Origin of the sequence: Rhodocyclus tenuis (assembly GCF_014197755.1) — a bacterium.
GTDB classification, from domain to species: Bacteria; Pseudomonadota; Gammaproteobacteria; order Burkholderiales; family Rhodocyclaceae; genus Rhodocyclus; species Rhodocyclus tenuis.
Window position 1 is genome coordinate 122,966 of record NZ_JACIGE010000007.1, and the last position, 24,054, is coordinate 147,019.

General features: G+C 66.0%; 21 protein-coding genes. 7 read left to right on the forward strand and 14 right to left on the reverse strand.

Translation table 11 applies throughout. From position 1 onward, the window contains the following. The first annotated feature begins 53 nt into the window (after positions 1–53). The 4 genes from purB (at position 54) to GGD90_RS10745 (ending at position 3,725) form a co-directional block, all read left to right on the forward strand. Complete coding sequence (gene purB, locus GGD90_RS10730) at positions 54–1,421, forward strand: adenylosuccinate lyase (protein WP_153116744.1); 1,368 nt, start codon at positions 54–56, stop codon at positions 1,419–1,421. A gap of 10 nt (positions 1,422–1,431) precedes the next feature. Further along, complete coding sequence (locus GGD90_RS10735; protein ID WP_153116745.1) at positions 1,432–1,758, forward strand: DUF2322 family protein; 327 nt, start codon at positions 1,432–1,434, stop codon at positions 1,756–1,758. Between the two features lie 40 nt (positions 1,759–1,798). Beyond that, positions 1,799–2,269, forward strand: coding sequence for a c-type cytochrome (locus GGD90_RS10740; RefSeq protein WP_153116746.1), 471 nt, complete (start codon positions 1,799–1,801; stop codon positions 2,267–2,269). Positions 2,270–2,654: 385 nt separating this feature from the next. Further along, entirely contained in the window at positions 2,655–3,725 is a 1,071-nt protein-coding gene (locus tag GGD90_RS10745) for a GGDEF domain-containing protein (protein ID WP_153116747.1), read from the forward strand. A gap of 51 nt (positions 3,726–3,776) precedes the next feature. Here the strand turns inward: GGD90_RS10745 and GGD90_RS10750 are convergent, their stop codons facing one another. The 8 genes from GGD90_RS10750 to GGD90_RS10785 form a co-directional block, all read right to left on the reverse strand. Further along, positions 3,777–4,472 (reverse strand): cytochrome b/b6 domain-containing protein, encoded by a 696-nt coding sequence (locus tag GGD90_RS10750; RefSeq protein WP_153116748.1) that lies wholly within the window; start codon positions 4,470–4,472, stop codon positions 3,777–3,779. Positions 4,473–4,567: 95 nt separating this feature from the next. After that, positions 4,568–5,512 (reverse strand): protein translocase subunit SecF, encoded by a 945-nt coding sequence (gene secF, locus GGD90_RS10755; protein ID WP_153116749.1) that lies wholly within the window; start codon positions 5,510–5,512, stop codon positions 4,568–4,570. A 12-nt stretch (positions 5,513–5,524) separates the two neighbouring features. Then, positions 5,525–7,564: a protein translocase subunit SecD gene (secD, locus tag GGD90_RS10760; protein WP_153116750.1), complete on the reverse strand. Its 2,040-nt coding sequence runs from the start codon at positions 7,562–7,564 to the stop codon at positions 5,525–5,527. A gap of 75 nt (positions 7,565–7,639) precedes the next feature. Next, positions 7,640–7,969, reverse strand: coding sequence for a preprotein translocase subunit YajC (gene yajC / locus GGD90_RS10765; protein ID WP_153116751.1), 330 nt, complete (start codon positions 7,967–7,969; stop codon positions 7,640–7,642). A gap of 167 nt (positions 7,970–8,136) precedes the next feature. Continuing rightward, positions 8,137–10,758, reverse strand: coding sequence for an alanine--tRNA ligase (alaS, locus tag GGD90_RS10770; protein ID WP_153116752.1), 2,622 nt, complete (start codon positions 10,756–10,758; stop codon positions 8,137–8,139). Between the two features lie 155 nt (positions 10,759–10,913). After that, the gene (locus GGD90_RS10775; RefSeq protein WP_228273725.1) at positions 10,914–11,297 is read right to left on the reverse strand and encodes a hypothetical protein; all 384 of its coding nucleotides are present in this window, start codon (positions 11,295–11,297) and stop codon (positions 10,914–10,916) included. A gap of 141 nt (positions 11,298–11,438) precedes the next feature. Then, a complete protein-coding gene (gene ugpQ / locus GGD90_RS10780; RefSeq protein ID WP_153116753.1) occupies positions 11,439–12,197 on the reverse strand; it encodes a glycerophosphodiester phosphodiesterase in 759 nt (252 codons plus the stop codon). Continuing rightward, positions 12,194–13,471 (reverse strand): extracellular solute-binding protein, encoded by a 1,278-nt coding sequence (locus GGD90_RS10785; protein WP_153116754.1) that lies wholly within the window; start codon positions 13,469–13,471, stop codon positions 12,194–12,196. The genes ugpQ and GGD90_RS10785 overlap by 4 nt, the downstream gene beginning before the upstream one ends. A gap of 192 nt (positions 13,472–13,663) precedes the next feature. Here GGD90_RS10785 and GGD90_RS10790 point away from each other — a divergent pair, with 192 nt between their 5' ends. Both GGD90_RS10790 and GGD90_RS10795 read left to right on the forward strand, forming a co-directional pair. Beyond that, the gene (locus GGD90_RS10790; protein WP_221227737.1) at positions 13,664–14,110 is read left to right on the forward strand and encodes a hypothetical protein; all 447 of its coding nucleotides are present in this window, start codon (positions 13,664–13,666) and stop codon (positions 14,108–14,110) included. Between the two features lie 172 nt (positions 14,111–14,282). Then, positions 14,283–15,797 carry a DEAD/DEAH box helicase gene (locus GGD90_RS10795; protein WP_153116755.1) on the forward strand — a complete coding sequence of 505 codons (1,515 nt, stop codon included), beginning with the start codon at positions 14,283–14,285 and terminating at the stop codon, positions 15,795–15,797. Positions 15,798–15,862: 65 nt separating this feature from the next. Here the strand turns inward: GGD90_RS10795 and GGD90_RS10800 are convergent, their stop codons facing one another. The 6 genes from GGD90_RS10800 to GGD90_RS10825 form a co-directional block, all read right to left on the reverse strand. Continuing rightward, entirely contained in the window at positions 15,863–16,648 is a 786-nt protein-coding gene (locus GGD90_RS10800; protein WP_153116756.1) for a PP2C family protein-serine/threonine phosphatase, read from the reverse strand. Positions 16,649–16,774: 126 nt separating this feature from the next. Next, the gene (locus tag GGD90_RS10805) at positions 16,775–17,071 is read right to left on the reverse strand and encodes a hypothetical protein (RefSeq protein ID WP_153116757.1); all 297 of its coding nucleotides are present in this window, start codon (positions 17,069–17,071) and stop codon (positions 16,775–16,777) included. Positions 17,072–17,136: 65 nt separating this feature from the next. Continuing rightward, on the reverse strand, positions 17,137–18,009 hold the full coding sequence (locus GGD90_RS10810) for an HDOD domain-containing protein (protein ID WP_153116758.1): 873 nt from the start codon (positions 18,007–18,009) through the stop codon (positions 17,137–17,139). Positions 18,010–18,053: 44 nt separating this feature from the next. After that, a complete protein-coding gene (gene glcF, locus GGD90_RS10815; RefSeq protein ID WP_153116759.1) occupies positions 18,054–19,334 on the reverse strand; it encodes a glycolate oxidase subunit GlcF in 1,281 nt (426 codons plus the stop codon). A gap of 2 nt (positions 19,335–19,336) precedes the next feature. Further along, positions 19,337–20,476 carry a glycolate oxidase subunit GlcE gene (gene glcE / locus GGD90_RS10820; RefSeq protein ID WP_153116760.1) on the reverse strand — a complete coding sequence of 380 codons (1,140 nt, stop codon included), beginning with the start codon at positions 20,474–20,476 and terminating at the stop codon, positions 19,337–19,339. Further along, positions 20,476–21,963, reverse strand: coding sequence for an FAD-linked oxidase C-terminal domain-containing protein (locus tag GGD90_RS10825; protein WP_153116761.1), 1,488 nt, complete (start codon positions 21,961–21,963; stop codon positions 20,476–20,478). Before GGD90_RS10825 ends, glcE begins: the two co-directional genes overlap by 1 nt. A 445-nt stretch (positions 21,964–22,408) precedes the next feature. Here GGD90_RS10825 and GGD90_RS10835 point away from each other — a divergent pair, with 445 nt between their 5' ends. Continuing rightward, complete coding sequence (locus GGD90_RS10835; RefSeq protein ID WP_153116763.1) at positions 22,409–24,037, forward strand: methyl-accepting chemotaxis protein; 1,629 nt, start codon at positions 22,409–22,411, stop codon at positions 24,035–24,037. Positions 24,038–24,054 lie beyond the last annotated feature (17 nt).

A 24,054-nucleotide genomic window follows, 5' to 3' on the forward strand; every position in this document is an offset into this window, starting at 1 on the left:
CCGCCATTGGGGCTGGGGTAAAATTACAGCTTACCCCCTGAAGGATGCTTTCCATGCCCGTGAGTTCCCTGACATCGCTCTCGCCGCTCGATGGCCGCTACGCTGCCCGGCTTGACGCCCTGCGCCCGCAGTTTTCCGAATACGGCCTGATCCGCCGCCGACTGCAGGTCGAGATCGAGTGGCTGAAAGCGCTTGCCGCCGAGCCGCACTTCACCGAAATCCCGCCCTTCTCGCCGGCCACGCTGACGGCGCTCGACGCGCTCGTCGCCGGCTTCGGCGAGGCAGAAGCGGCCGAGGTCAAGGCGATCGAAGCCGTCACCAACCACGACGTCAAGGCGCTCGAGTACTGGATCAAGCGTCGTCTCGCCGATAACGCCGAGGTGATGCGCGTCGGCGAGTTCATCCACTTCGCCTGCACCTCGGAAGACATCAACAACCTGTCGCACGGCCTGATGCTCAAGGCAGCGCGCGACGAGGTGATGCTGCCGGCGCTGACCGGCGTCATCGACCAGCTGAAGGCGCTGGCGCACGCCCACGCCGAAGTGCCGATGATGTCGCGCACACACGGTCAGCCGGCGACGCCGACGACGCTCGGCAAGGAGATGGCCAACGTCGCCTGGCGCCTCGAGCGCGCACGCAGCCGCGTTGCCGGCGTCAGCCTCACCGGCAAGATCAACGGCGCCGTCGGCAACTACAACGCGCACCTCGCCGCCTATCCCGGCTACGACTGGGAATCCTTTGCGCAGCGCTTCGTCGAATCGCTCGGCCTCGAATTCAATCCCTACACCATCCAGATCGAGCCGCACGACGCGATGGCCGAGCTGTTCGACGCCTTCGCCCGCGTCAACGCCATCCTCATCGACCTCGACCGCGACATCTGGGGCTATATCTCGCTCGGTTTCTTCAAACAGCGCGTCAAGGCCGGCGAAATCGGCTCGTCGACGATGCCGCACAAGGTCAATCCGATCGACTTCGAGAATTCCGAAGGCAACCTCGGCCTGGCCAGCGCCGTGCTGCGCCACCTCGCCGACAAGCTGCCGATCTCGCGCTGGCAGCGCGATCTGACCGACTCGACGGTGCTGCGCAACATGGGCGTCGGCTTCGGCTACGCACTGCTCGGCTACGATTCGCTGGCGCGCGGCCTCGGCAAGCTCGAAGTCGACGCGCAACGCATGCACGACGACCTCGACGCCAACTGGGAACTGCTCGCCGAGCCGATCCAGACGGTGATGCGCCGCTTCGGCATCGCCAACCCCTACGAAAAACTCAAGGAACTGACGCGCGGCCAGCGCGTGTCGCGCGCCGGCATGCAGGATTTCGTGCGCTCGCTCGACATTCCCGAGACCGCCCGCGCCGAACTGCTCGAACTGACGCCCTGGGGCTACACCGGCAAGGCGGCCGAACTGGCACGACGCATCTAGGCTGGGCGCGATGAGCAGTTTTGCCGACAACCTGAAGAAGCTGCCCGGCATCTCGCATCTGGCAGCGATCAATCTGTTCGATCGCGACGGCACGCAGGTGGCGACGATCGAGAACAAGCCGGGACAGGCCGGTTCGCTTTCGGTCTATAACCACCTGGCGCAAATCCATGGCGCGATCACGCCGGAAGCCGCGGCACGCGGTATCGAGCTCTACGCCGAGCATGCTGAAGATGCGCGCGCGCATCCCGGCAAACACCCCAACATCGACCGGCTGATTGCTCTCGTCGCTGGCGGCGACACGCTACGCATCAAACATGTTTTTGCCATACACGTGTAGTATCCAGCCGTCGTTTAACCCTGAACCTCAAGGAGAAACAATGAGAAAGTTCATCAAGACGATTATCGCCGCGAGCACACTCGCCGCTGTTGCCGGCGCGGCCTGCGCCGAAGCCGCCAAATCCGAAGACCTCATCCGCTGGCGGCAGTCGGCCTATCAGGTGCTGAACTGGAACATGGAACGCCTGAAGGCCAACCTTGCCAGTCCGCAATACAACAAGGACGAAGGCGCCAAAGCAGCCAATACCATCGCCGCCATTGCCAACTCGGGAATGGGCTCGCTCTACGCAGCGGGAACCGACAAGGGCAAAGGCTGGCACGACACCAAGGTCAAGCCGGAATTCTTCACCAACGGCCAGAAAGTCGGCGAACTCGCCGTTGCCTTCAACAAGGAGGCGAACGAGCTCGCCAAGGTCGCCGCCACGGGTGATGCCGGTGCCGTCAAGGCGCAGTTCGGCAACCTTGGCAAGAGCTGCAAGGCCTGCCACGACGACTTCAAGATCAAGGACTGATCTCGCCGGAGCGGCGCCTCTCGGTGGAGAAGGCGCCGGAAGAACCGGTAGCGGCCGTGTTGTCGCTACCCGGAGCAAGGATGGAAAAGGCCGCAGCGCAATCTGCGGCCTTTTTCACGCCTGGCGGCAGGGCGAGCAACGGGCCGAGCCACCGCCTTGAGACTGCCGGAGAGCCGGGCTTGCGGGCAATGCCGGGCGTTCCACTAATAAAACGGCACGACCGGCCGGGGCGCACAGGAAGTCCCCGGCAAGTTGGTTAGAATACGCGACTGGGGAACGAATCCGGGGCTGTATTGCCTTATGCCCCCCGTCACCCCCGGCCCTTACGGAATTGCCTTGCGCAGCGGCTACCGACTGCAACATCATTGATCGACGGAGTACGCGCTTGAAGTACAGCAACGAAAGCATTGAAAAAAGCGCCGAGTACCTGCGTCAGGCACTGCCGCTGATGTCACGACAAGCGGCCGCACTGCACCCGGTCAGCTACGCGATCTGGTACGAATACGTCTCCGGCAGGAATCCTGCGCTGCGCGCGAGTATCGACCAGCTCACGCGGAACGGCGCTGTTCTTGACGAGGCAGCGACGACCGAACTGTTTCGCAAGCATGTCGCTGAACTCGACGAGCAGTTGGTCAAGCGCGTCAGCGACGATTTCAACAAGATCATGTCGGACATGAACCAGTCCGCCGAACAGGCGAGCGATCATGCCGACCGTTTCGGCAATGCGCTGGAACAATGGTCGGCGACGCAGGCGCAATCGCCATCGGCTGGCGATACCGGCAAGCTGCTGCTGCAGACGCGGGAGATGCAGCAGTCGATCGCCACGATGAAAGAAAGTCTTGAAGAAAGCCGCAATGAAATCGAGCGCTTGCGCAAGGAAGTCAGCCGCGCCCGCGAAGATGCGCTGATCGACAGTCTGAGCGGCCTGAAGAATCGCCGGGGCTTTGACAAGGCGCTGGCAGCGTGCCTTGGCGCGCCTGACTCGGGAGAACAGGGGCCGAGTCTGCTGATCGTCGACATTGATCATTTCAAGCACGTCAATGACCGCTACGGACACCTGTCCGGCGACCGTGTGATCCGCATCGTCGCCCAGATTCTCAAGGAAAACGTCAAGGGGCGGGATACCGCGGCACGCTACGGTGGCGAAGAATTCGCCATCCTGCTGCCCGATACGCCGCTTGCCGGCGCCGCGCATCTGGCCGAGAAGATCAGGGCAACGGTCGAGAAACTGATCATCAAACGCGCCAGCAGCAAGGAACCGCTGGCGAAGATCACCGTCTCGCTCGGCGTAGCCAGTTATTGCGCCGGCGAATCGGCCAGCGATTTCATCGCGCGCGCCGATGCGGCCTTGTACGCAGCAAAGAATCAGGGCCGCAACCGGGTGAACATCGCCGAAGCAAACAAGGACGCAGGCAAGGAAGCGGACAAGGTGGCGGGTTCGCCGGCGGGCGCCTGAATAGCGCGGAGTTGGCGCTGCGGGCAGCACACGCAGCGCTGCCCGGAATCGCTACCAGGCAGGCGACGGAGCGCTCGCCGGCGGCGCCGGCGGGGCTGGCGGCAGCAACGCCCCCGAGGCCGCATAGACCGCCGCCAGCGCGATGACGAGCGCGACGACGAAGGCCAGCACACCGCCACCGCGTGCCGATTCGCCCTGCCCCTCGGCAACGTCCTTCCAGCCGGTGATCATCGGCAGGATAAGGTTGTTCTTCTTGACGTGCCGGTAGAACAGGATCGCCGCGACGTGCAGCACGACGAAGGCGATCAGCAGATTCGACGCCAGATGGTGCAGGCCAGTGATCTGGTCGCTCAGCTCCTTGCCGACCAGGCTGAACAGCGGTCCGCGAAAGGCGATGTCGTCGTTGGCGAAGAGACCGCCAAGCGCCTGCGCCAGCACCAGCGCAAGCAGGGCAAAAGCCGACAAGGCGCCGACCGGGTTGTGGCCGAGCCCGTGCCATTCACCGCGCAGGTAGGCGGCGATCGTCGAGGGCGTCGGGAAGAACTGGGCAAAGCGCGCATAAGTCGAGCCGACGAAGCCCCAGACGATACGAAAAACGATCAGGCCAATGATCGCCAGCCCGAGCTTGCCGTGCAGTTCGATCGCATTGCCGCCGACCTGGCCGCTGATGATCGCTGCAGCGACCAGCGCAAAGAGCGCCCAGTGAAAGATGCGTGTCGGCAAGTCCCAGAGCTTGATGCGTTTCATGTCTCTCCCCTGTTTCAATGACGAGCGCCGGCGATGGCCGCCCTGAGCAAAACGGCGGCCGCAGCCGCCGTTTCCGGAAAGCGCGCAGTCCTGACTCAGACGACTGCGCCGTCCTCGTTGGCGCCTTCGATCTGGCGTTTAGGCTTGACGAACTGCTCGCGCGAAACGCCGAGCCACATCACCAGCGGACTGGCAACGAGCACCGACGAGTAGATGCCGAAGCAGATGCCGATGGTCAGCGCCAGCGCGAAGTTGTGCAGCGTCTCGCCGCCGAAGATCAGCATCGACAGCACCATCATCTGCGTCGAACCGTGCGTGATGATCGTGCGCGAAATGGTGCGAGTGATCGCGTGATCGAGCACCTGCGGCGTCGATAGCCCACGTGCCTTCTTGAAGGTTTCGCGCACGCGGTCAAAGACGACCACTGATTCGTTGACCGAATAGCCGAGGACGGCGAGCACCGCCGCCAGCACCGACAGCGAAAACTCCCAACCGAAGCAGGCGAAGAAGCCGAGGATGATCACCACGTCGTGCAGGTTGGCGATGATCGCGGCCACCGAGAAACGCCATTCGAAGCGGAAAGCCAGATAGATGACGATGCCGATGACCACCAGCAGCAAGGCCATGGCGCCGTTCTCGGCCAGTTCCTTGCCCACTTGCGGCCCGACGAATTCGACGCGGCGCAGCGTCGCCCCCGGCGCGTCGGCGTCGAGCGCGGCCATCACCGCTTCGCCGGCCTTGGCCGTCGGCTCGTCGGCCTTCAGCGGCAGACGGATCAGCACGTCGTGGCTGGAGCCGAAGTTCTGTACCGCCACCTCGCCATGGCCGGCTTTGGCCAGCGCGCCGCGCACCTTTTCCAGATCGGCGGTCTGCGTGTAATTGACTTCGACCAGCGTACCGCCGGTGAACTCGACCGAAAGATTGAGACCGTTCCAGAACAGGAAGAAGACCGCGGCGACGAAGGTGAGCAGGGAAATGATGTTGAACTTCAGCGCATGGCGCATGAAGGGGATGTCTTTGTGAATGCGGAAGAATTCCATGATCGCGTTCCCTTACTTGGCCTTGCCGCCGGAATCGGGTTTGCCGGCAGCACCGCGGCCGCCGGAATCGCCCCAGTTGATCGCGCCGGACTTGCCGGCAGCCGGACTGGCAGCCCCCTGTTTGGGCGCAGCCTTCGTAGCCGCCACCGGCGCTGCCACCTTGGCGGCGGATTTCGCCGCCGGGCTTGCGGCTGCGGAGCCTTGCGGCTTCCACACCTGGCCGATGGCCAGCGAGTCGATCTTGCGTCGACCGCCGTAGAGCAGATTGACCAGCGCGCGCGACACGACGACCGACGAGAACAGCGAGGTCAGGATGCCGAGACAATGCACGACGGCAAAGCCGCGGATCGGGCCCGAACCGAAGATCAGCAGCGCGATGCCGGCAATCAGCGTCGTCACGTTCGAGTCGAGAATGGTGCCGAAGGCGCGCTCGTAGCCGGTGGTGATTGCCGCTGCCGGCGTCATGCCGTTGCGCAGTTCCTCGCGGATACGTTCGTTGATCAGCACGTTCGAGTCGATCGCCATGCCCAGCGTCAGCGCGATGGCGGCGATGCCGGGCAGCGTCAGCGTCGCCTGCAGCATCGACAACAGAGCGATCAGGAAGAGCAGGTTGGTCGCCAGCGCGACGACGGAAACGGCGCCGAAGAGCATGTAGTAAGCGATCATGAAGACGGCGATCGCAGTAAAGCCCCACAGCGTCGAATCGAAACCCTTCTTGATGTTGTCGGCACCGAGGCTCGGGCCGATGGTGCGTTCCTCGATGATTTCCATCGGCGCGGCGAGCGAGCCGGCGCGCAGCAGCAGCGCCGTGTCGTTGGCCTCGACCGTGCTCATGCGCCCGGAAATCTGCACACGGCCGCCGCCGATTTCAGTGCGGATCACCGGTGCCGTGACCACTTCGCCCTTGCCCTTTTCGATCAGCAGGATGGCCATGCGCTTGCCGACGTTGTCGCGCGTCACATCCTTGAAGATGCGCGCGCCGGCCGAGTCGAGCGTCAGGTGTACCGACGGCTCCTGCGTCTGGTTGTCGAAGCCCGGCTGCGCGTCGGTGAGGCGCTCGCCGGTCAGCATCACCTGCTTCTTCACCAGCAGCGGCTTGCCGCCGCGCTCGACGTAGAGCTCGGTGCCGAACGGCACCTGGCCGGCCTGCGCCGCTTCGAGCGCGCCCGCCGTGTCGTCGACCATGCGGATTTCGAGCGTTGCCGTACGGCCGAGAATGTCCTTCGCCTTCGCCGTATCCTGCACGCCGGGCAACTGCACGACGATGCGGTCGGCGCCCTGCTGCTGGATCACCGGCTCGGCAACGCCGAGTTCGTTGATCCGGTTGTGCAGGGTGGTCATGTTCTGCGACAGCGCCGACGCCTGCAGGCGGGTGACCGCCTGCGGCTTGAGTGTCGCCACCAGTTTCAGATCTTCGCCTTCGCCCTGATCGGCGAGTTGCAGGTCGGGTTGCGCATCGGCGAGCGCGTTGCGCGCGCGGTCGCGCGTTTCGGCGTCGCGGAAACGCAGCACCACGCGTTCGCCTTCACGCGCGATGCCGGCGTGGCGGATGTTCTTGTCGCGCATCAGCGTGCGCAGATCGGCGCCGAGCGAATCGAGGCGCTTGGTCAGCGCGCCCTTCATGTCGACCTGCAACAGGAAATGCACGCCACCGCGCAAGTCGAGACCGAGATACATCGGCAAGGCCGAGAGTCTGGTCAGCCATTGCGGCGAAGCCGAGAGCAGGTTCAGCGCGACGACGTACTGCGCATTCTCGGGATCGGGATTGAACTCCTTCTCGAGCAGATCGCGCGCCTTCAGCTGCGTGTCGGCGTCGTGCAGACGTACCTTGACGCCGACCGTATCGAGAAACAGGCCGTCATTGACGACTTGCGCGGCGTTGAGCGTGGTCTCGACGCGCGCCAGCGTCTGCGTATCGACCTTCAGCGTCGCCTTGGCGCTTGACACCTGCACCGCCGGCGATTCGCCGAAGAAGTTCGGCAGCGTGTACAGGAGGCCGATGAGCAGGGCGATGACGACGGTTGCGTATTTCCAGAGCGGATAGCGATTCATGGCCTGCAGCGGAATAAATGACTGGAAAAGACAGAAGCGTAGCGGGCACCGTATCCGGTGCCCGCTACAGGAGGATTACAGGCTCTTCAGCGAACCTTTGGGCAGCACCAGCTGGACCGCCGGCTTCTGCACCTGGACTTCGACGCCCTCGGCGACTTCGAGCGAAATGTAGTTGTCGCCGACCTTGGCGACGCGACCGGCGATACCGCCCTGCGTCACCACTTCGTCGCCCTTGGCGAGGCCATCGACCAGCGCCTTATGCTCCTTGGCGCGCTTCATCTGCGGACGCACCATGAGGAAATAGAGGACGACGAACATCAGGATGATGGGAAGGAACTGCATCAATCCTCCCGTCGGATCAGCGGCGGCTGCGGCTGTTTGTGCGTGGGCGGAGCTAATCAGCAAGGTGGTCTCCCGGAGCTAAACCGATGAAATGAAAGGGGGGCATTGTAGCACCTGGGGCGTGACGGCGAAGCCGGCACGCCGGAGTGCCGGCGAGCGGGGCTTTGCGGGAAATCAAATTGCCGGCGGCGCGTGGTTCGCGCGCCGGCAGCCCGAGGCTGGTCGCGTACTCACAGACGCGCTTCGAGCCATTCCGCAACCGAGGCCAGCGCCACCGGCAGGCGCGCCGGATCGTTGCCGCCGGCCTGCGCCAGATCGGGACGACCGCCGCCCTTGCCGCCGACCTGCTGCGCGACATGGTTGACCAGATCGCCGGCGCGGACGCGCTTGACGAGGTCGGGCGTCACCGCCGCGATCAGCGTCACGCGCGCATCGGCCACCGCAGCGAGAACGACGGCCGCGCTGCGCAGACGATCGCGCAGCTTGTCGGCGAGTTCGCGCAGCGTGACCACGTCGGCGCCGTCGATCTCGGCCGCCAGCACGCGCACGCCCTTGATCTCGGCGGCCTGCGCGGCAAGCGTTTCGCCCTGGCTTGCCGCGAGCTTCGATTTCAGGCGGGCGACTTCCTTTTCCAGCGCGTGCGCGTGTTCGAGCGCCTGCGCGATCTTGCCCGGCAGCTCGGCCACCGGCGACTTGAACGCCGCCGCCGCATCGCCGAGCAGCGCGCTCTGCTGCTGCACCCAGGTGAGCGCGCGCTCACCGGTGATCGCCTCGACGCGACGAACGCCGGCAGCAACGCCGCTTTCGCCGACGATCTTGAAGAAACCGATGTCGCCGGTGCGCGCGACGTGCGTGCCGCCGCACAGTTCCTTCGACGAGCCGATGGTCAGCACGCGCACTTCGTCGCCGTACTTCTCGCCGAAGAGCATCATCGCGCCGGTTTTTTGCGCCGATTCGATGTCCATCACGCTCGCGTCGGTAGCAAGGTTGGCGAGGATTTCAGCGCTCACCAGCGCCTCGACGCGGCGGATTTCGTCGTCGGACATGGGCGCGTTGTGCGCAAAGTCGAAGCGCGTCCGCTCGGAATCGACCTGCGAACCCTTCTGCTGCACGTGGCCGCCGAGCACTTCGCGCAGCGCCTTGTGCATCAGGTGCGTCGCCGAGTGGTTGCGCACCGTCTGCGCACGCGCTGCGGTATCGACGCGCGCCGTCACCGCATTGCCGAGCGTCAGCGTGCCGGTGCGCACGATGCCATGGTGACCGAACACCGCCGCCTGGATCTTCTGCGTGTCCTCGACGGCGAAAATCCCCTGCGCCGAGCGCAGTTCGCCGCGATCGCCGACCTGACCGCCGGATTCGGCGTAGAACGGCGTCTCGTCGAGGACGACGACGCCAAGATCGCCTTCGCGCAGCTCCTTGACCGGCGCGCCGTCCTTGTACAGCGCGAGGATATTGCCCTTGCATTCGAGCTGCGTGTAGCCGTGGAAGCTCGTCGCCGGGCCGTCGTATTCAAGGCCGGCAGCCATGCGGAACTTGCCGGCGGCACGCGCCTGCTCCTTCTGCAGCGCCATCGCCGCGTCGAAAGCGGCGGCATCGACCGTGACATCGCGCTCACGGCAGATGTCGGCGGTCAGATCGAGCGGAAAACCGTAGGTGTCGTGCAGCTTGAAGGCCGTTTCGCCGTTGAAAACCTTGCCGCCACCTGCGGCGAGCGCAGCGAGCTCGCCCTCGAGGATCGCCATGCCGTGCTCGATCGTCTCGAAGAAACGCGTTTCTTCCTGACGCAGCACCTCGGCGATGCGCGCCTGGCCCTGCACCAGTTCCGGATAGGCGGCGCCCATCTCGGCGACCAGGTCGGGGACGAGCTTGTGGAAGAACGCGGCGCGCGCGCCGAGCTTGTAGCCGTGGCGGATGGCGCGGCGGATGATGCGGCGCAGCACGTAGCCGCGACCTTCGTTACCGGGGATGACGCCGTCGGCGATGAGGAAGGAACAGGCGCGGATGTGGTCGGCGAGCACCTTCAGCGACGGGCTGTCCATGTCCTCGGCGCTGGTCTCGCGCGCCGCCGCCTTGATCAGCGCCTGGAAGAGGTCGATTTCGTAGTTGCTGTGCACGTGCTGCAGCACGGCCGAGATGCGCTCGAGGCCCATGCCGGTATCGACCGAGGGCTTCGGCAGACGATGCATTACGCCGGCCTCGTCGCGATTGAACTGCATGAAGACGTTGTTCCATATCTCGATGAAGCGGTCGCCGTCTTCGTCGGGCGATCCCGGCGGCCCGCCCGGAATGTGCTCGCCGTGATCGTAGAAAATCTCGGAGCACGGACCGCAGGGGCCGGTGTCGCCCATCATCCAGAAGTTGTCGGAGGCGTAGCGCGCGCCCTTGTTGTCGCCGATGCGCACGATCTTCTCGGCCGGAACGCCGACTTCCTTGTGCCAGATGTCGTAGGCTTCATCGTCCTCGGCGTAAACCGTGACCATGAGCTTTTCCTTGGGCAGCTTGTACACCTCGGTGAGCAACTCCCACGCGTACTTGATCGCGTCGCGCTTGAAGTAGTCGCCGAAGCTGAAATTGCCGAGCATCTCGAAGAAGGTGTGGTGACGTGCGGTGTAGCCGACGTTCTCGAGGTCGTTGTGCTTGCCGCCGGCACGAACGCATTTCTGAGAGGTGGTGGCGCGCGTGTAGGGACGCTTGTCGAAGCCGAGGAAGACATCCTTGAACTGGTTCATCCCGGCATTGGTGAACAGCAAGGTCGGGTCTTCGTGCGGCACCAGCGAACTGGAAGCGACGATCTGGTGCCCCTTGGAGGCAAAGAACTGGAGGAACTGCTCGCGGATTTCGGCGCTTTTCATCGTATGACGACCATCAGGTCGGACAGATTTGGAAGCGTGCGATTCTAGCATCGAAAGCGCCAGCACCCGGCCCGGCCGGGCGTCAGCGCCAGCCACCACCAAGAAAAACCCGCCGGAGCGGCGGGCTTGGCGAGGCGGCGGCGGGGCAGCGGCGCTTAGCGGCGGTCGATGCGACCGTTGTGGTTGAAGTCATGCTGGCGGTCGTGCTTCTGGCGATGGATGCGCCGGCTCTGCACGTTCTCGGCCTTCTGCAGACGCGCCTGCTCGCCGGTGGTGACGACGCCATCGGCGTTGGCGCGGTTTTCGATGCGCTGCACGCGCTCCTGGCCGTTTTCCAGACGATTGGCTTCCTGCTGCGTCAGGCTACCCGAGCTTTCGCCCTGATCGATGCGCCGCTCCTGATTGAGCTGACGCTGATCAATCCCCGGCGTCGGAGAGGTTTGCGCCGAAGCAAGCAGCGGCGCACACAGGGCAGCCAGGAGCGGCGCCGCAAGCAGCAGGCGGCGAAACGGCAGTTCGTCAAGGGCAGATGCGGTCATGGTTCGGCTCCGTGAGCAATTTGGCTACAAGTTGGATATCAGGAAGACGCTGGATTACCCGTCAGGCAGGCAGCATCGAAGTTACCGTGACGAAGCATGCCGAGTGGTTGCCAATTGCAAGGAATCGTTAAGCTGGCGACGTCAGTCGTGCAGTGCGGCTGCCGGCAGCAGACGCTCCGGGCGGTCGGAAAACAGCGCGCTGACGCCGCGTCGCCACAGCGCGGCCGCCTGTTCCGCGTCATTGACCGTATAACAGAGAACCGGCGCGCCGGCAGCGCTCGCGGCGACGAGAAAATTATCGCTCAGACCTTCGGCGGCGCAATGCACGCTGAACGCGCGCAACTCGTCGAACGGCGCTCGCCAGTCAGCTGGCGGCTGCGTCCATAAACAGCCGAGCGGCAGTTGCGGCGCAACGCACCGTGCCGCCGCCAGCGCCGCGAACGAAAAGGAAGAAACGAGCGGTGCCGCTGAGTCGCGCCACAACTCACCGATGGCGCGGGCAACAACCTCGCCGGTCAAAGCCTCGTAGCCGCTCGCCGGCTTGATCTCGACGTTGGCCTGCAGGCCGAGGCGGCGGCACAGTGCGGCCGCGGCGGCCAGCGTCGGCACGGGCTCACCGCTGAAGGCAGGATGCTGACGAATGCCGGCATCCAGTTTCGCGAGCAATACGTCCGGAGTGGCGGCGACGCGACCGCTGCCGTCGGTCGTGCGTTCGAGCGTTTCGTCGTGAATCAGCCAGGGCGTGCCGTCGGCCGAGAGCATGACGTCGAACTCGACGGCACGGCAGCCGAGCCGTGCCGCCACGACGAGTCCGGCAAGCGTGTTTTCCGGCGCCAGCGCACCGCCGCAGCGGTGCGCGAAGAGGCGCGGCAGCGGCCACGCCGGCGCCGGCCGGATCACAGCGGAGAAGCTTTCAGCGCAGCCGGCAGGACCGCGTTACCGCGCACCACCGCGTCATCGAGCGCCGCCTTGGCCGGTTTGCGATTGGCCCAGACGGTTTCGAGTTCTTCCTCGACGATGATGCGTACCGGCTCGACCTGCGAGACACGCAACGAACGCAGCGCGCCCTTGCCGTCGAGCTGCCGCGACGCGACGTTCAGCGCCGAGACGTCGTCCTTGAGCAGACGGCTTGACGCCGCCGCTCTGGCCACCGGCGTCATCGGCAGGAAACCGCCGGCCGAGGTCAGCGCCACCTGCACATCAGGTGCCAGCAGGAAGCTGACGAAACGCGCCGCGCCCTTGTACTCGGCGGGCTTGCGGCCAGAACCAATCCACAGCGAAGCGCCGTCGGCCAGCGTCTGCTGCGGCGCACCGCGCACGTCGTCGTGATAAGGCAGCGTGGACACGCCAACATCAAGACCCGGCTTGTCGTGGATCGTCGCGTACAGCGCGGAACTGCTGGTCAGCATGCCGCATTCACCGGCAGCAAAACGCTGGTCGGCTTCGTCACGACGACCGAAGTAGATGAAGAAGCGGCTCTTGTACCAACTGTTGAGCAAGGCGATGTGCTTGATCTGCAGCAAGCCGTTGAACGCCAGACGACCCTTGCCGTCGGCGACGTCGGCACCGTTCCAGGCGCTGGTGTTGTCGATGTGCACCCAGGCCGGCCACGAGGTCGTGTACGGGCAGAGGCTGCCGGCGTCGAACAGCTTGTCCGCTGCCTGCTGCACTTCCCACCAGGTGCGCGGCGGCACGGCCGGGTCGAGCCCCGCCTTGCGGAAGGCTTCCTTGTTGTAATAGAGCACCGGGGTCGACAGAGCCACCGGCAGCGCCGCCAGACGGCCCTTGCCGTCGGCGAGTCCGACCCGCAGTTCGGGCGAGAGGCGAGTCGCGTCAAGCGGCTCCCTGGCTTCACGCATCACCTCGGACAGGGGCTTGAACTTGCCGCGGTTGGCGACGAAGCGCGACATTTCCTCGCGCGTCACCAGGTTCAGCAGCTTCGGTGCATCGCCTTCAACGCGACGCGAGAGGACTACGTGATAATCCTTTTGCGTCGCGTTGAAACGCTCGACCAGTGGCTGCAGACGCTCGGCCTGAGCCTCTTCAAGCTGGTGCGACAGTTCGATTTCGGTCGGCACAGCCGGTGCGGCAGGCGCCGCCTTGCGCGCGGTCGACGGGGCAGCGTGAACAGCGCCGGCAAGCAAGAGAGTGGCAAACAGTAATGAAGTACGCATCGGAACTCCTCAAGAACGGACAGGCGGCGATTATAGTCCCCTCGGCAGACCCCGCCCGGCGACGGACTGCTTGACCATGCGCCCGCACTGCAGCCGGGGAGCGCCGGCTCCGCCGTTTGTGGGTAAAATGCTGCGCATATCGACGACAGGACTTCGCCCCCCGTGTTTGACCGGCCGCATTCTTCGAGGCGCTTGCGCCCTTTCGCAACAGCCCTGCTGCTGGTAGCGCTGGGCAGCATTGCCGGCTGCGATCAGGTGCAGCAGAAACTCGGGCTGGAAGATCCGGCGGCCAAGACTGCGCGCAACGAAGCCGAAGGCAAGGCGGTCGGCGGCGCCTGCCGTCAATCGGGCCGCGCCATCGAAGACTGCTACTCGATCTACTCGTGGTTGCCGAAAGCGCCGATCTTCGAAGGCTGGCGTGACATGGACGCCTACATGCGCGAAAACAATCTGGAAACGATCGCGCCGCAACTGCCGCCGCCGCAACCTCCGGAAACCGGCAAGAAGAAGAAGGCAAAACCGGCACCACCTGCCGAAGGCGGCAACGCTGCTGCCGCGGCCGACAAGGGCGCCGCTGAGGGCGAACAGCGGGCAGCGGTACCGAGCGACAAGCCAGCCGCAGACAGCGAGAAACGCTGAGCCAGCGAGATCGTCGCAACTGCGGACGCATGCCCGGCAATGACAAAACCCCCGCTCCCTGGCGGAACAGCGGTGCCCAGCGGACACCACGATTACGCCGCCGGGCCCGGCCCGGGAGTGTATAATCCCGCCCTCATGTTATTGATCAAACACTACTTAAAAGGCTCGGCCCATGCGGTTTGACGAACTCGGGCTAGCGCCCGAACTCCTGAGAGCCGTTGCCGAACAGGGCTACACCGAGCCGACGCCGATTCAGGCGCAGGCGATCCCGCTGGTGCTCGCCGGCCAGGATCTGATGGGCGGCGCGCAGACCGGCACCGGCAAGACAGCTGCCTTCACGCTGCCGCTGCTGCAGCGCATCCTCCCCTTCGCGACGCCGAGCCCCTCGCCCGCGCGACATCCGGTACGCGTGCTGATCCTCGCGCCGACGCGCGAACTGGCAATCCAGGTGCACGAGTCGGTGAAGAGCTACTCGAAGTACGTGCCCTTGCGCAGCCTGTGCGCCTACGGCGGTGTAGACATCAAGCCGCAAATCGCCGAGTTGCGTCTCGGCATCGAAGTGCTCGTCGCCACGCCCGGCCGCCTGCTCGACCTCGTCGAACACCGCGTGCTCAGTTTCGGCAGCGTGCAGGCGCTCGTCCTTGACGAAGCCGACCGCATGCTCGACATGGGCTTCATCCCCGACATCAAGCGCATCCTCGGCATGCTGCCGCAGCAGCGGCAGAGCCTGCTCTTCTCGGCGACCTTCTCGGAAGAAATCAAGAAGCTCGCCGACACCATGCTGAAGTCGCCGGTGCTGGTCGAAGTGGCCAAGCGCAATACGGTTTCGGAAACGATCACGCACCGCGTGCACCCGGTCGCCGCCCTGTCGAAGCGCGCGCTGCTCATCCGCCTGCTGCGTTCGGAAGAGTTCGGACAGGTGCTGGTATTCACCCGCACCAAGCTGGAAACCGCGCGCCTGGCGCGCGACCTGCAGCGTGCCAACATCGCCGCCGACGCGATCCACGGCGACAAGAGCCAGCTCGACCGCATGAAGGCGCTCGAAGCCTTCAAGAACGGCTCGGTGATGGTGCTGGTGGCGACCGACGTCGCCGCGCGCGGCCTCGACATCGACGAACTGCCGCACGTCATCAATTTCGAGCTGCCGCACACGCCCGAAGACTACGTACACCGCATCGGCCGCACCGGCCGTGCCGGCAAGAAGGGCACCGCCGTGTCGCTGGTTGCTGCCGACGAAGTGCAGTACCTCGTCGACATCGAAAAGCTGATCAACATCAAGGTCGAACAGGTCGCGGTTCCCGGTTTCGAGCCGGAGACCGACTGGGAATACCCGCCGAGCGGCCGCAAGAAAAGCGGGCTGCGCCGCCTGCCGCCAACACCGCATGCCGCGGCTGGCGAGGGCCGTGAAGATCGTCCGGCGCGCGGAGAGCGGCCAAGCTTCCAGCGCGAACGTCCGCATGAGCGGGCGCCCGAGCGCAGCGGCGAACGCGCGCCGAACCGCAGCCGGCAGGGCTCGACCATTGCCGCCGACGGTTTCGACTTCAGCAAGCCCTATGAGTCGTCTCCCGCATCCGGCGAGGCAACGCCAGCGAGCACTGCGGCGGCCAGCGGCGACGGCAAGAGCGACAATCCGCTGCGGCCGCGCCGCGTCGTTGCCGCGCTGCTCGGCGGTCCCGGCCGGCGTTAGCCTGCAGCGCCGGCACAGCAGGCGCTGGCTCTGCAGGCGATTTCTCACAATCCCGGTTCAAGGTTTCAAGGCGTGGCGCGGCGTGCTCCGCCCACCGACTGCGCAGGCGTTTCCACCAGTTTGAGGATCGCCAGCGAGATGTTGTCGCCCTCGCCAGCGCCGCGCTCACGCGCAATCGCCAGCAGCGTTTCGCAAGCCTGACGCGCCGACGAAACGGCGATCATGCCGCCCAGTTCGGCATCGTCGAAGTACGCCCACAGCCCGTCGGAACAGAGCAGGAAACTGTCGCCGGCGAGAAGATCGGCGCTCTCGCCGCGATCGACCGTCGGCGCCTCGATGCCCCCCAGCGAAGTGAGCAGGATGTTGCGATTGGGATGGACCAGCGCCTGCGCGGCGCTGATCTTGCCCTGCCGCTGCAACTGGGCGACGTAAGAATGATCGGCGCTGCGAAACAGCGGCTGCTCGCCACGGAAACGGTACAGGCGGCTGTCGCCGCAATGCACCCAGCTCGCCTTCCCCGGCTGCAGGAGCAGCAGCACCGCCGTGCTGTGCGGATCCTTTTCGTTGATGAAGCGCGACGCCTTGATCAGCATGTGCGCCTCGGCGATGCTCGCGCCGAGCAAGGCCAATGGCGGCTCGCTGCGCGCCACAAAACGCTCGAGGTTGTTGCGCGCGGTGTGGATCACCTGCTGCGCGGCGAGCGCGCCGCCAGCGTGTCCGCCCATGCCGTCGGCGAGCGCAGCGAGAACGACGCCGCCGCCACGCGGATGCGGCAGCAGCGCGACGCGATCCTGCTGCTCGCGGCGGTCTCCGCGATGCTGGGCGATACAGGCGTCGAGGGCAATCGGCATGGCAGTCCGGACAGCGGTCAAAGGGAAGGCACGGCGGAGAAGTCGCCCACAGTGCGCAGAGCAACGTGCACGCAGCGCTGCGCAAGCGTGCCGGTGGCACGCCTCTGCCGCCCGCCGCGCTCGCCTCTAGGCACCCGGCAAGCCAAGCGCCTGCTCGCCCGAATGTCCGCGCTCGGCAAAGACGCGGCGCGCGGCAACGATCAGGGCGTGGACTTCTTCGGCTTCGAGCTCGGGGTAGTTCTCGCGCAGGACGTGGAAGGCCATGTGCTCGAGCGAAGCGCCGCCCCAGCCCTGGCGGTTGTCGAAGAAGGGCTCGATCATCAGTACGGCGCTATCGAAAGTTGCGCGCAAGCGCAGATTCCGGCGCCGATCTTCGTTGCCTGACGGCGTCGCCGCTGCCGTCGTCCTGCTCTCTGCAGACATTGCCGCCCCCCAATCGCCGCTGAATTGCGGCAAAACCCACGAATCTTCGCGCCCGCCGGCGTCGCTCAGCTGTGGTGATAACGCTCCAGAACGATGTCGATGAACTCGGGCAAGGCGTCCTCATGAATGCCGAGTTCGGCCGCGGTCGCCTCGCGCACCGTTTCCCACTCGGGATTGGCGACCAGCGAATCGCGACTGTAGATGTGCACGGCCAGTTGCAGGATGGCGACCATGGTGCGCGCATCGTGGTCGTCCATGCGCGCGAAATCGTGATGAAAGCGGATCGCGTCGCAGACAAAGCCTGGCAGCTTCCAGTGCAAGGCCACCAGATAGCCAACCACCGCATGGTCGGCGGAAAAACGCGCATCCTCCTCGGCGAGATTGGGCCAGTGGCCCGGCTCGTCGAGGCGCAGCGTCTTGCAATAGGTACTGAACCGCTGCATCAGCAGGGCGACACCACAGTCATGGAAAACGCCGGCGAGATAGGCCTGATCGGGAAAGATGTTGCAGACCGAGACGCGCTCGTCGGCAATGATCATGGCGATCTGCGCCACTGCCTGCGAACGCGCCCAGAACGCCTCCAGTGACTGCAGCTTGCGGTTACCGGCCGCCTGCGACGAAAGCGCCGCGGCACGAACAAGATTGATCGTCTGCTGGATGCCGATCGTCTGCAGTATCTGCTCGACCGAAGAAAAAGGCTGATGCGCACGATAGGCGGGGCTCTGCACCGCCTTGAACAGGACGGCGGTCAGGCCGGGGTCTTCGGCGATTTTGGCAGCCAGCACGCGCAGGCCGTGATTGCCCTCGTTGACCAGGCGAACCAGATCCTGCAGCACGCGTGGCTGCGGCGGGATGAGGAGGCCCTTTTCAAAGAGCCGGGCCGCCTTGCGGCTCTCGTCTTCTGACAAGGTGGCGAGTAGCGCCTGGTCGATGCTCATTGCGCGATTCCGATGAAGGGGCGTCGTTGCCGACACCCCAAAAGTTAGCCGTCGAGACGGTCTGCTATCAACTCTATCCAGTGCCGCACCGGCGTCTGCGTGCCCGCGGCCAGATGGTTCTGGCAGCCGACATTGGCCGTGGCGATGACGGTCGGCCCGCCTTCGTTGAGCGCTGCCAGCTTGTCGCTGCGCAGACGCGTCGCGATGGCCGGCTGCAACAGCGAATAGGCGCCCGACGAGCCGCAGCACAGGTGTGAGTCCGCCACCGGGAACAACTCGTAGCCGGCGGCAACCAGCAGCGATTCTACGACGCCGCCGAGCTTCTGCGCATGCTGCAAGGTGCACGGCGAATGAAAAGCGACGCGCGCACGAGGCGCAGTGGCCGCCGCATCCGGCCGCTGCGAACGATTCGCGGCAGCCGCATTCAGCAGCGCGGAGAGCGGCTCGTGCTCACCGATCAGCACCTCGGACAGATCGCGCGCCAGCGCCGATACCCGCGCCGCCTTTTCGGCGTAGGCCGCATCGTCGGCGAGAATCCTGCCGTATTCCTTGACGTGCGCCGCACAGCCCGAGGCGGTGACGACGATGGCCTCGACCTCGCCGCGCTCGACCCACGGCCACCAGACGTCGATCAGCCGGCGCATGTCGGCGAGCGCCGCCGCCTGCGCGTCAAGGTGGTAGCGCAAGGCCCCGCAGCAACCGGCACCCGGCGCCTCGAACAGTTCGACACCGAGCCGGTCGAGAACGCGCGCGGCGGCGACATTGGTCTGCGGCGTCAGCGTCGGCTGCACGCAACCGGCGAGCGCCAGCATGCGCCGGCGGTGGCGCCCCGGCGTCGGCCACGCCGCCGCGGCAGCACTTGTCGCGGACGGAATCTTTGCCGCCAGCGCTGGCGGCAACAGCGGCTTGGCCAGCCGGCCGAGCGCCAGCGCCGGTTTGAACAGCCAGGGGCGCGCCAGCGTCTCGCGGACGACGAAACGCCGCGCGCGCTCCGCCGCCGGTCGCGGCAGGCGCGCATCGAGCACGTTGCGGCCGATGTCGAGCAAGCGGTGGTAATCGACGCCCGAGGGGCAGGTCGTTTCGCAGGAACGGCAGCTCAGGCAGCGGTCGAGGTGCCGGCGCGTGCGCGCGCCGGCGCTGCCGCCTTCGAGCAGGTTCTTGATCAGGTAGATGCGCCCGCGCGGGCCGTCGAGCTCGTCGCCGAAGAGCTGATAGGTCGGGCAGGTGGCGGTGCAGAAACCGCAATGCACGCAGGTACGCAGGATCGAGTCGGCCTCGCTGCCGGCGCTCGAATCGCGGATGAAGTCGGCGAGAGATGTCTGCATGCCTACATGTCCGGGTAAAGGCGGCCGGGGTTGAACACCCCGTGCGGATCGAAGGCGTTCTTGACGCGACGGTGGATCGCCGCCAGCGCTGGTGGCAATGGCGCGTAAACGCCGACCGCGGCACGCAAGGCAGCGTCGCCGCGAAACAGCGTCGCGTGGCCGCCGGCTTCGGCGGCGGCGGTACGGATGGCGTCGGGATCGCCGCCACGCAGCCAGCGCAGCGCCCCGCCCCACTCGATCAGCGTTTCGTCGCTCAGGCCATAACCGCCGTCGGCCAGCGCTGGCGCCGTCGGCGGCAGCGCCAGCCGCCACAGCGACTGCGACTGACCGGAGGCACCGCGCGCGGCGGTGAAGAAATGGTGCGTCTGCTCGCGCAGGCTCTGCCAGAAAGCGTTCGCCAGTGCGGCGTCGGCAACGCGTGCCGGGAAACCGGCGGCCGCTGCCTCACGGCACAGTCTGTCCGTCGCCGCCGTCAGCGCCGCCGCGGCACCGGACAGGCGCAGCCAAAGACAGTCATCGGCCCAGGCCGCCGCCGAAATCGGCAGCGGCTGCGCATTCCACGTCGCCAGCCGCGCCAGCGCCTCGCGCTGCGGCATGTCGAGCTGCAGGCTCAGTTCGGCGAAGGATACGGGCAGCGTCTTCAGCGACACCTCGGCGATCAGCGCCAGCGTGCCGAGACTGCCGGCGAGCAGGCGCGAAACGTCGTAGCCGGCGACGTTCTTCATCACCTGACCGCCGAAGGCGAGCAGGCGGCCTTCGCCGTCGATCAGGCGCACGCCGAGGACGAAATCGCGCACGGCGCCAGCCTGCATGCGCCGCGGCCCGGACAGGCCTGCAGCGAGCATGCCGCCGACGGTGGCACCAGGGCCAAAATGCGGCGGCTCGCAGGCGAGCATCTGGCCCCGGGCGGCGAGTTCCGCCTCGAGTTCGGCGAGCGGCGTTCCGCAGCGCGCGGTGACGACCAGTTCGCTCGGCGCGTAAGCGACGATGCCGCGGTATTCGCGCGTGTCGAAAGGCTCGCCGCCGCCGGCCGCCGGCTGGCCGTAGAAGGCCTTGCTGCCCGAGCCGTGCAGGCTGAGCGGGCGACTGTCGGCGTGCGCCGCGCGCACGCGTTCGCACCAGCGATTGAGGATGGCGTCCATCAGTACGCCTCCCCGGCCGGCGGCGCGGCATCGGCGGCCGACCGCGCCAGCCGGTATTCGCGACAGCGCGCCGGCGTCGGAATGGCCTTGCCCGGATTGAGCAGACCGGCCGGGTCGAAGGCGCGTTTCAGGCGTTCGAACAGCGCCAGTTCTTCGGGCGTGAATTGCGCGCACATCTGCGTCACCTTCTCGACGCCGACGCCGTGCTCGCCGGTGATGGTGCCGCCGAACTCGACCGAGAGTTCGAGGATTTCGGCACCGAAGGCCTGCGCGCGCTCGAGCTCGCCGGGCTGGTTGGCGTCGTACATGATCAGCGGATGCAGATTGCCGTCGCCGGCGTGGAAGACGTTGGCGCAGCGCAGCCCGTAACGCCGCTCCATCCCGGCGATGGCGGCGAGCATGCGGCCGACGCTATGGCGCGGAATGGTGCCGTCCATGCACAGGTAGTCGGGAGTGATGCGGCCGACAGCCGGAAACGCCGCCTTGCGCCCGGCCCAGAACTTCAGCCGCTCGGCCTCGTTCTGCGAGACGCGGATGGCGGTGGCGCCAGACGCTGCCAGCACCGCCTGCATGCGCGCCATTTCCTCGGCCACCTCTTCCGGCGTGCCGTCCGACTCGCACAGCAGCAACGCTTCGGCGTCCATATCGTAGCCGGCGTTCACGAAGGGTTCGACGGCGTGCGTCGCCTTCTTGTCCATCATTTCGAGGCCGGCCGGCAGGATGCCGGCGGCGATGATCGCCGCTACCGCCTCGCCGGCGCGCGTCACGTCGGCGAAGGAGGCGAGTGCCACCTGCGCCAGTTCGGGCTTCGGCGTCAGGCGCACGGTGGCCTCGGTGATCAGCACCAGCAGCCCCTCGGAGCCGTTGACCACGGCGAGCAGATCGTAGCCCGGCGCGTCGGGCGCGGCGCTGCCGAACTCGACGATCTCGCCGGCGACGGTGAGTCCGCGCACACGCAGCACGTTGTGCACGGTCAGCCCGTACTTCAGGCAATGTACGCCACCCGAATTCTCGGCGATGTTGCCACCGATGGTGCACGCGATCTGCGACGAGGGATCGGGCGCGTAGTAGAGGCCGTAAGGCGCCGCCGCCTGCGACACGGCGAGATTGCGCACGCCCGGCTGGACGACGGCGGTGCGCGTCGCCGGGTCGATGGCGAGGATGTTCTTCAGCCGCGCCAGCGAGACGACGACGCCGTCCGGATGCGGCAGCACGCCACCGGAGAGCCCGGTCGCCGCGCCACGCGGCACCACCGGCGCGCCGAGCTCGTGGCAGACGCGCAGGATCGCCTGCGCCTGCGCCTCGTTTTCCGGCAGCGTCACCAGCAAGGGCAGCTGCCGGTAGGCGGTCAGCCCGTCGCACTCGTAGGGACGCAGCGCCTCCTCCTCGACCAGCAGCGCGCTGTCGGGCAGTACGGCACGTAGCCGGGCGACGAGCGCGGCGCGGTCGACGGCGAAGCGCGGCGGCGCGAAAGCGAGCCCGCTCATGCGCCGGCCTCCGCTGACGGCGTCCGGCCCGGCACCGGCAAAGGCTTGATTTCTTGCTTATTGACGTCAGTCACAGGCACCCGAATCCTGCAGGTTTGATAGCCCCGCCCAGCCATGGCGGGGACCGAAGAATGCGCATCATAAAGCCGCCGGCGACTTCCTTGTAAGCATCGTCGCTGTCGGCGAAAAGACAGCCAAAGCAGAATGGTCCGGGAATTTTCATCAGGCATTTCGGCAATGCTCTCAGCTGCCAGCGCAGTGCTGGCGACCCCCGCACAAAACTCAATAAGGACAATTGCGCCAAAACTGCTTAAAAATACTACAATGCTAATGCAACCGATACCAAGATCGACGCTCAAACCGGCGAGATTCAGAATCAGCCGGGCGCCTGAGCTGCGGCCGATCCGCAAAATAACACCGCCTTGCGTCCATCAGGAACTCCGCCATGACCCGCTTTCCGCTGCGCATCCAGCTGCTCCTCCTGTCGCTGGCGCTCATTACCGGTTTCACCCTGTTCGGCTTCGGCTCCTGGAAAACGCTGAACGAAGCCAAGGTTGGCGGCCCGGCATACGCACGAATCGTGCTCTACAAGGACCTCGTCGCCGACATCCTGCCGCCGCCAAACTACATCATCGAGTCCTACCTCATCGTCCTGCTGCTGGGCGACCCGGAAAATGCCGGCGAGCAGGAAGCGCTGATCAAGAAGCTGCAAGAGCTGCGCAAGGACTACGACACCCGTCATCGCTTCTGGCTTGAGCAAACGCTGCCGGACGCGCTGCGCGCCGCTTTCCTCGAGCGCGCCGACACGCCGGTGCGCAAGTTCTACGAACTGGTCGACACCCAGTATCTGCCGGAAATCCGGGCCGGCAAGTATTACGCCGCGCAAGGAACGCGTCAGTATCTTGACGCGCTCTACGCCGAACACCGCAAGGCGATCGACGAAACCGTCGCGCTCAGCACCGCCGAGCAGGCGCAGGTGGAAAATGATGCCGCCGCCGGTGTCCGCCAGAGCATGTGGCTGTTGCTGGCGACCTTCCTTGTTTCCTGCCTGGCGACGCTGGTCGTCAACATCATCTTCGGCCGTTCGCTGCGCGCCGGCATCGCGCAGGCGAAGCAGGCGCTCGCCGAACTGGGCCAGGGCAATCTCGCCGTTGCCGCAAGCAGCGCGCGGCGCGACGAACTGGGCGCACTCTTGCGTTCGCTCGAATCAACCAAGGAACAGCTGCGCAGCACCGTCGGCAGCATCCATGACATCTCCGGAAGAGTCGCCAGCTCGTCAGCGCAGTTGCGCGGCAGCATGGAAAACATTGCCGACGCCAGCATGGAGCAAAGCGCCGCCGTCACCTCGGTCGCCGCCACGGTCGAGGAGATGAGCACCGGCATCGCGCAGATGGCGGCCACCTCGGCCTCCTCGCGCATGCGGGCGGCGGGGGCCGGCGAATCGTGCACCGCCGGCAGCGAGGAAATCCTGCGCACCGCCAATGTCGTCGAACAACTTGCCGCGGACGTGCAGCAGACGGCCGAATCGATCAACCAGCTGGGCGAAAACTCGCACGCCATTTCGACCATCGTTGGCTCGATCCGCGAGATCGCCGACCAGACCAATCTGCTCGCACTCAACGCGGCGATCGAAGCGGCACGTGCCGGCGAACAGGGGCGCGGCTTTGCCGTCGTTGCCGACGAGGTGAGGAAACTTGCCGAACGCACGGCCAGTTCGACCGACGAGATCGCCGGCATGATCACGCAGATCCAGAGTGGCATCGGCACGGCGGTCGAGCGCATGAGCGAAGGCTCGCAGCGCGCACGCACCAGCATCGAGGTGGTGCAGCAGGCACGACAGACGATGATCGGCATTGCCGAAGAAACACGCGGTCTGATCACCGACATCGAGGAAATCGCCACGGCGCTCGACGCACAGCAGACGGCCAGCAGCATGATCGCCGGCGAGGTCGAAAAGATCGCGCGCGCCTCCGACGACAACAGCGAAGCCACCCGTCAGGTTGCCGATACCGCGCGCGCGATGGCCGGCACCGCTGATCAGCTGCGGCAGGCTGTCGACCTCTTCCGCTACTAGGCGGCGCCCCTCGCGCG

Coding starts and splice junctions, on each gene's coding strand:
- purB (WP_153116744.1), top strand. CDS start 54: ATGCCCGTGAGTTCCCTGACATCGCTCTCGCCGCTCGATGGCCGCTAC.
- GGD90_RS10735 (WP_153116745.1), top strand. CDS start 1,432: ATGAGCAGTTTTGCCGACAACCTGAAGAAGCTGCCCGGCATCTCGCAT.
- GGD90_RS10740 (WP_153116746.1), top strand. CDS start 1,799: ATGAGAAAGTTCATCAAGACGATTATCGCCGCGAGCACACTCGCCGCT.
- GGD90_RS10750 (WP_153116748.1), bottom strand. CDS start 4,472: ATGAAACGCATCAAGCTCTGGGACTTGCCGACACGCATCTTTCACTGG.
- secF (WP_153116749.1), bottom strand. CDS start 5,512: ATGGAATTCTTCCGCATTCACAAAGACATCCCCTTCATGCGCCATGCG.
- secD (WP_153116750.1), bottom strand. CDS start 7,564: ATGAATCGCTATCCGCTCTGGAAATACGCAACCGTCGTCATCGCCCTG.
- alaS (WP_153116752.1), bottom strand. CDS start 10,758: ATGAAAAGCGCCGAAATCCGCGAGCAGTTCCTCCAGTTCTTTGCCTCC.
- GGD90_RS10775 (WP_228273725.1), bottom strand. CDS start 11,297: ATGACCGCATCTGCCCTTGACGAACTGCCGTTTCGCCGCCTGCTGCTT.
- GGD90_RS10785 (WP_153116754.1), bottom strand. CDS start 13,471: ATGCGTACTTCATTACTGTTTGCCACTCTCTTGCTTGCCGGCGCTGTT.
- GGD90_RS10795 (WP_153116755.1), top strand. CDS start 14,283: ATGCGGTTTGACGAACTCGGGCTAGCGCCCGAACTCCTGAGAGCCGTT.
- GGD90_RS10800 (WP_153116756.1), bottom strand. CDS start 16,648: ATGCCGATTGCCCTCGACGCCTGTATCGCCCAGCATCGCGGAGACCGC.
- GGD90_RS10805 (WP_153116757.1), bottom strand. CDS start 17,071: ATGTCTGCAGAGAGCAGGACGACGGCAGCGGCGACGCCGTCAGGCAAC.
- GGD90_RS10810 (WP_153116758.1), bottom strand. CDS start 18,009: ATGAGCATCGACCAGGCGCTACTCGCCACCTTGTCAGAAGACGAGAGC.
- glcF (WP_153116759.1), bottom strand. CDS start 19,334: ATGCAGACATCTCTCGCCGACTTCATCCGCGATTCGAGCGCCGGCAGC.
- glcE (WP_153116760.1), bottom strand. CDS start 20,476: ATGGACGCCATCCTCAATCGCTGGTGCGAACGCGTGCGCGCGGCGCAC.
- GGD90_RS10825 (WP_153116761.1), bottom strand. CDS start 21,963: ATGAGCGGGCTCGCTTTCGCGCCGCCGCGCTTCGCCGTCGACCGCGCC.
- GGD90_RS10835 (WP_153116763.1), top strand. CDS start 22,409: ATGACCCGCTTTCCGCTGCGCATCCAGCTGCTCCTCCTGTCGCTGGCG.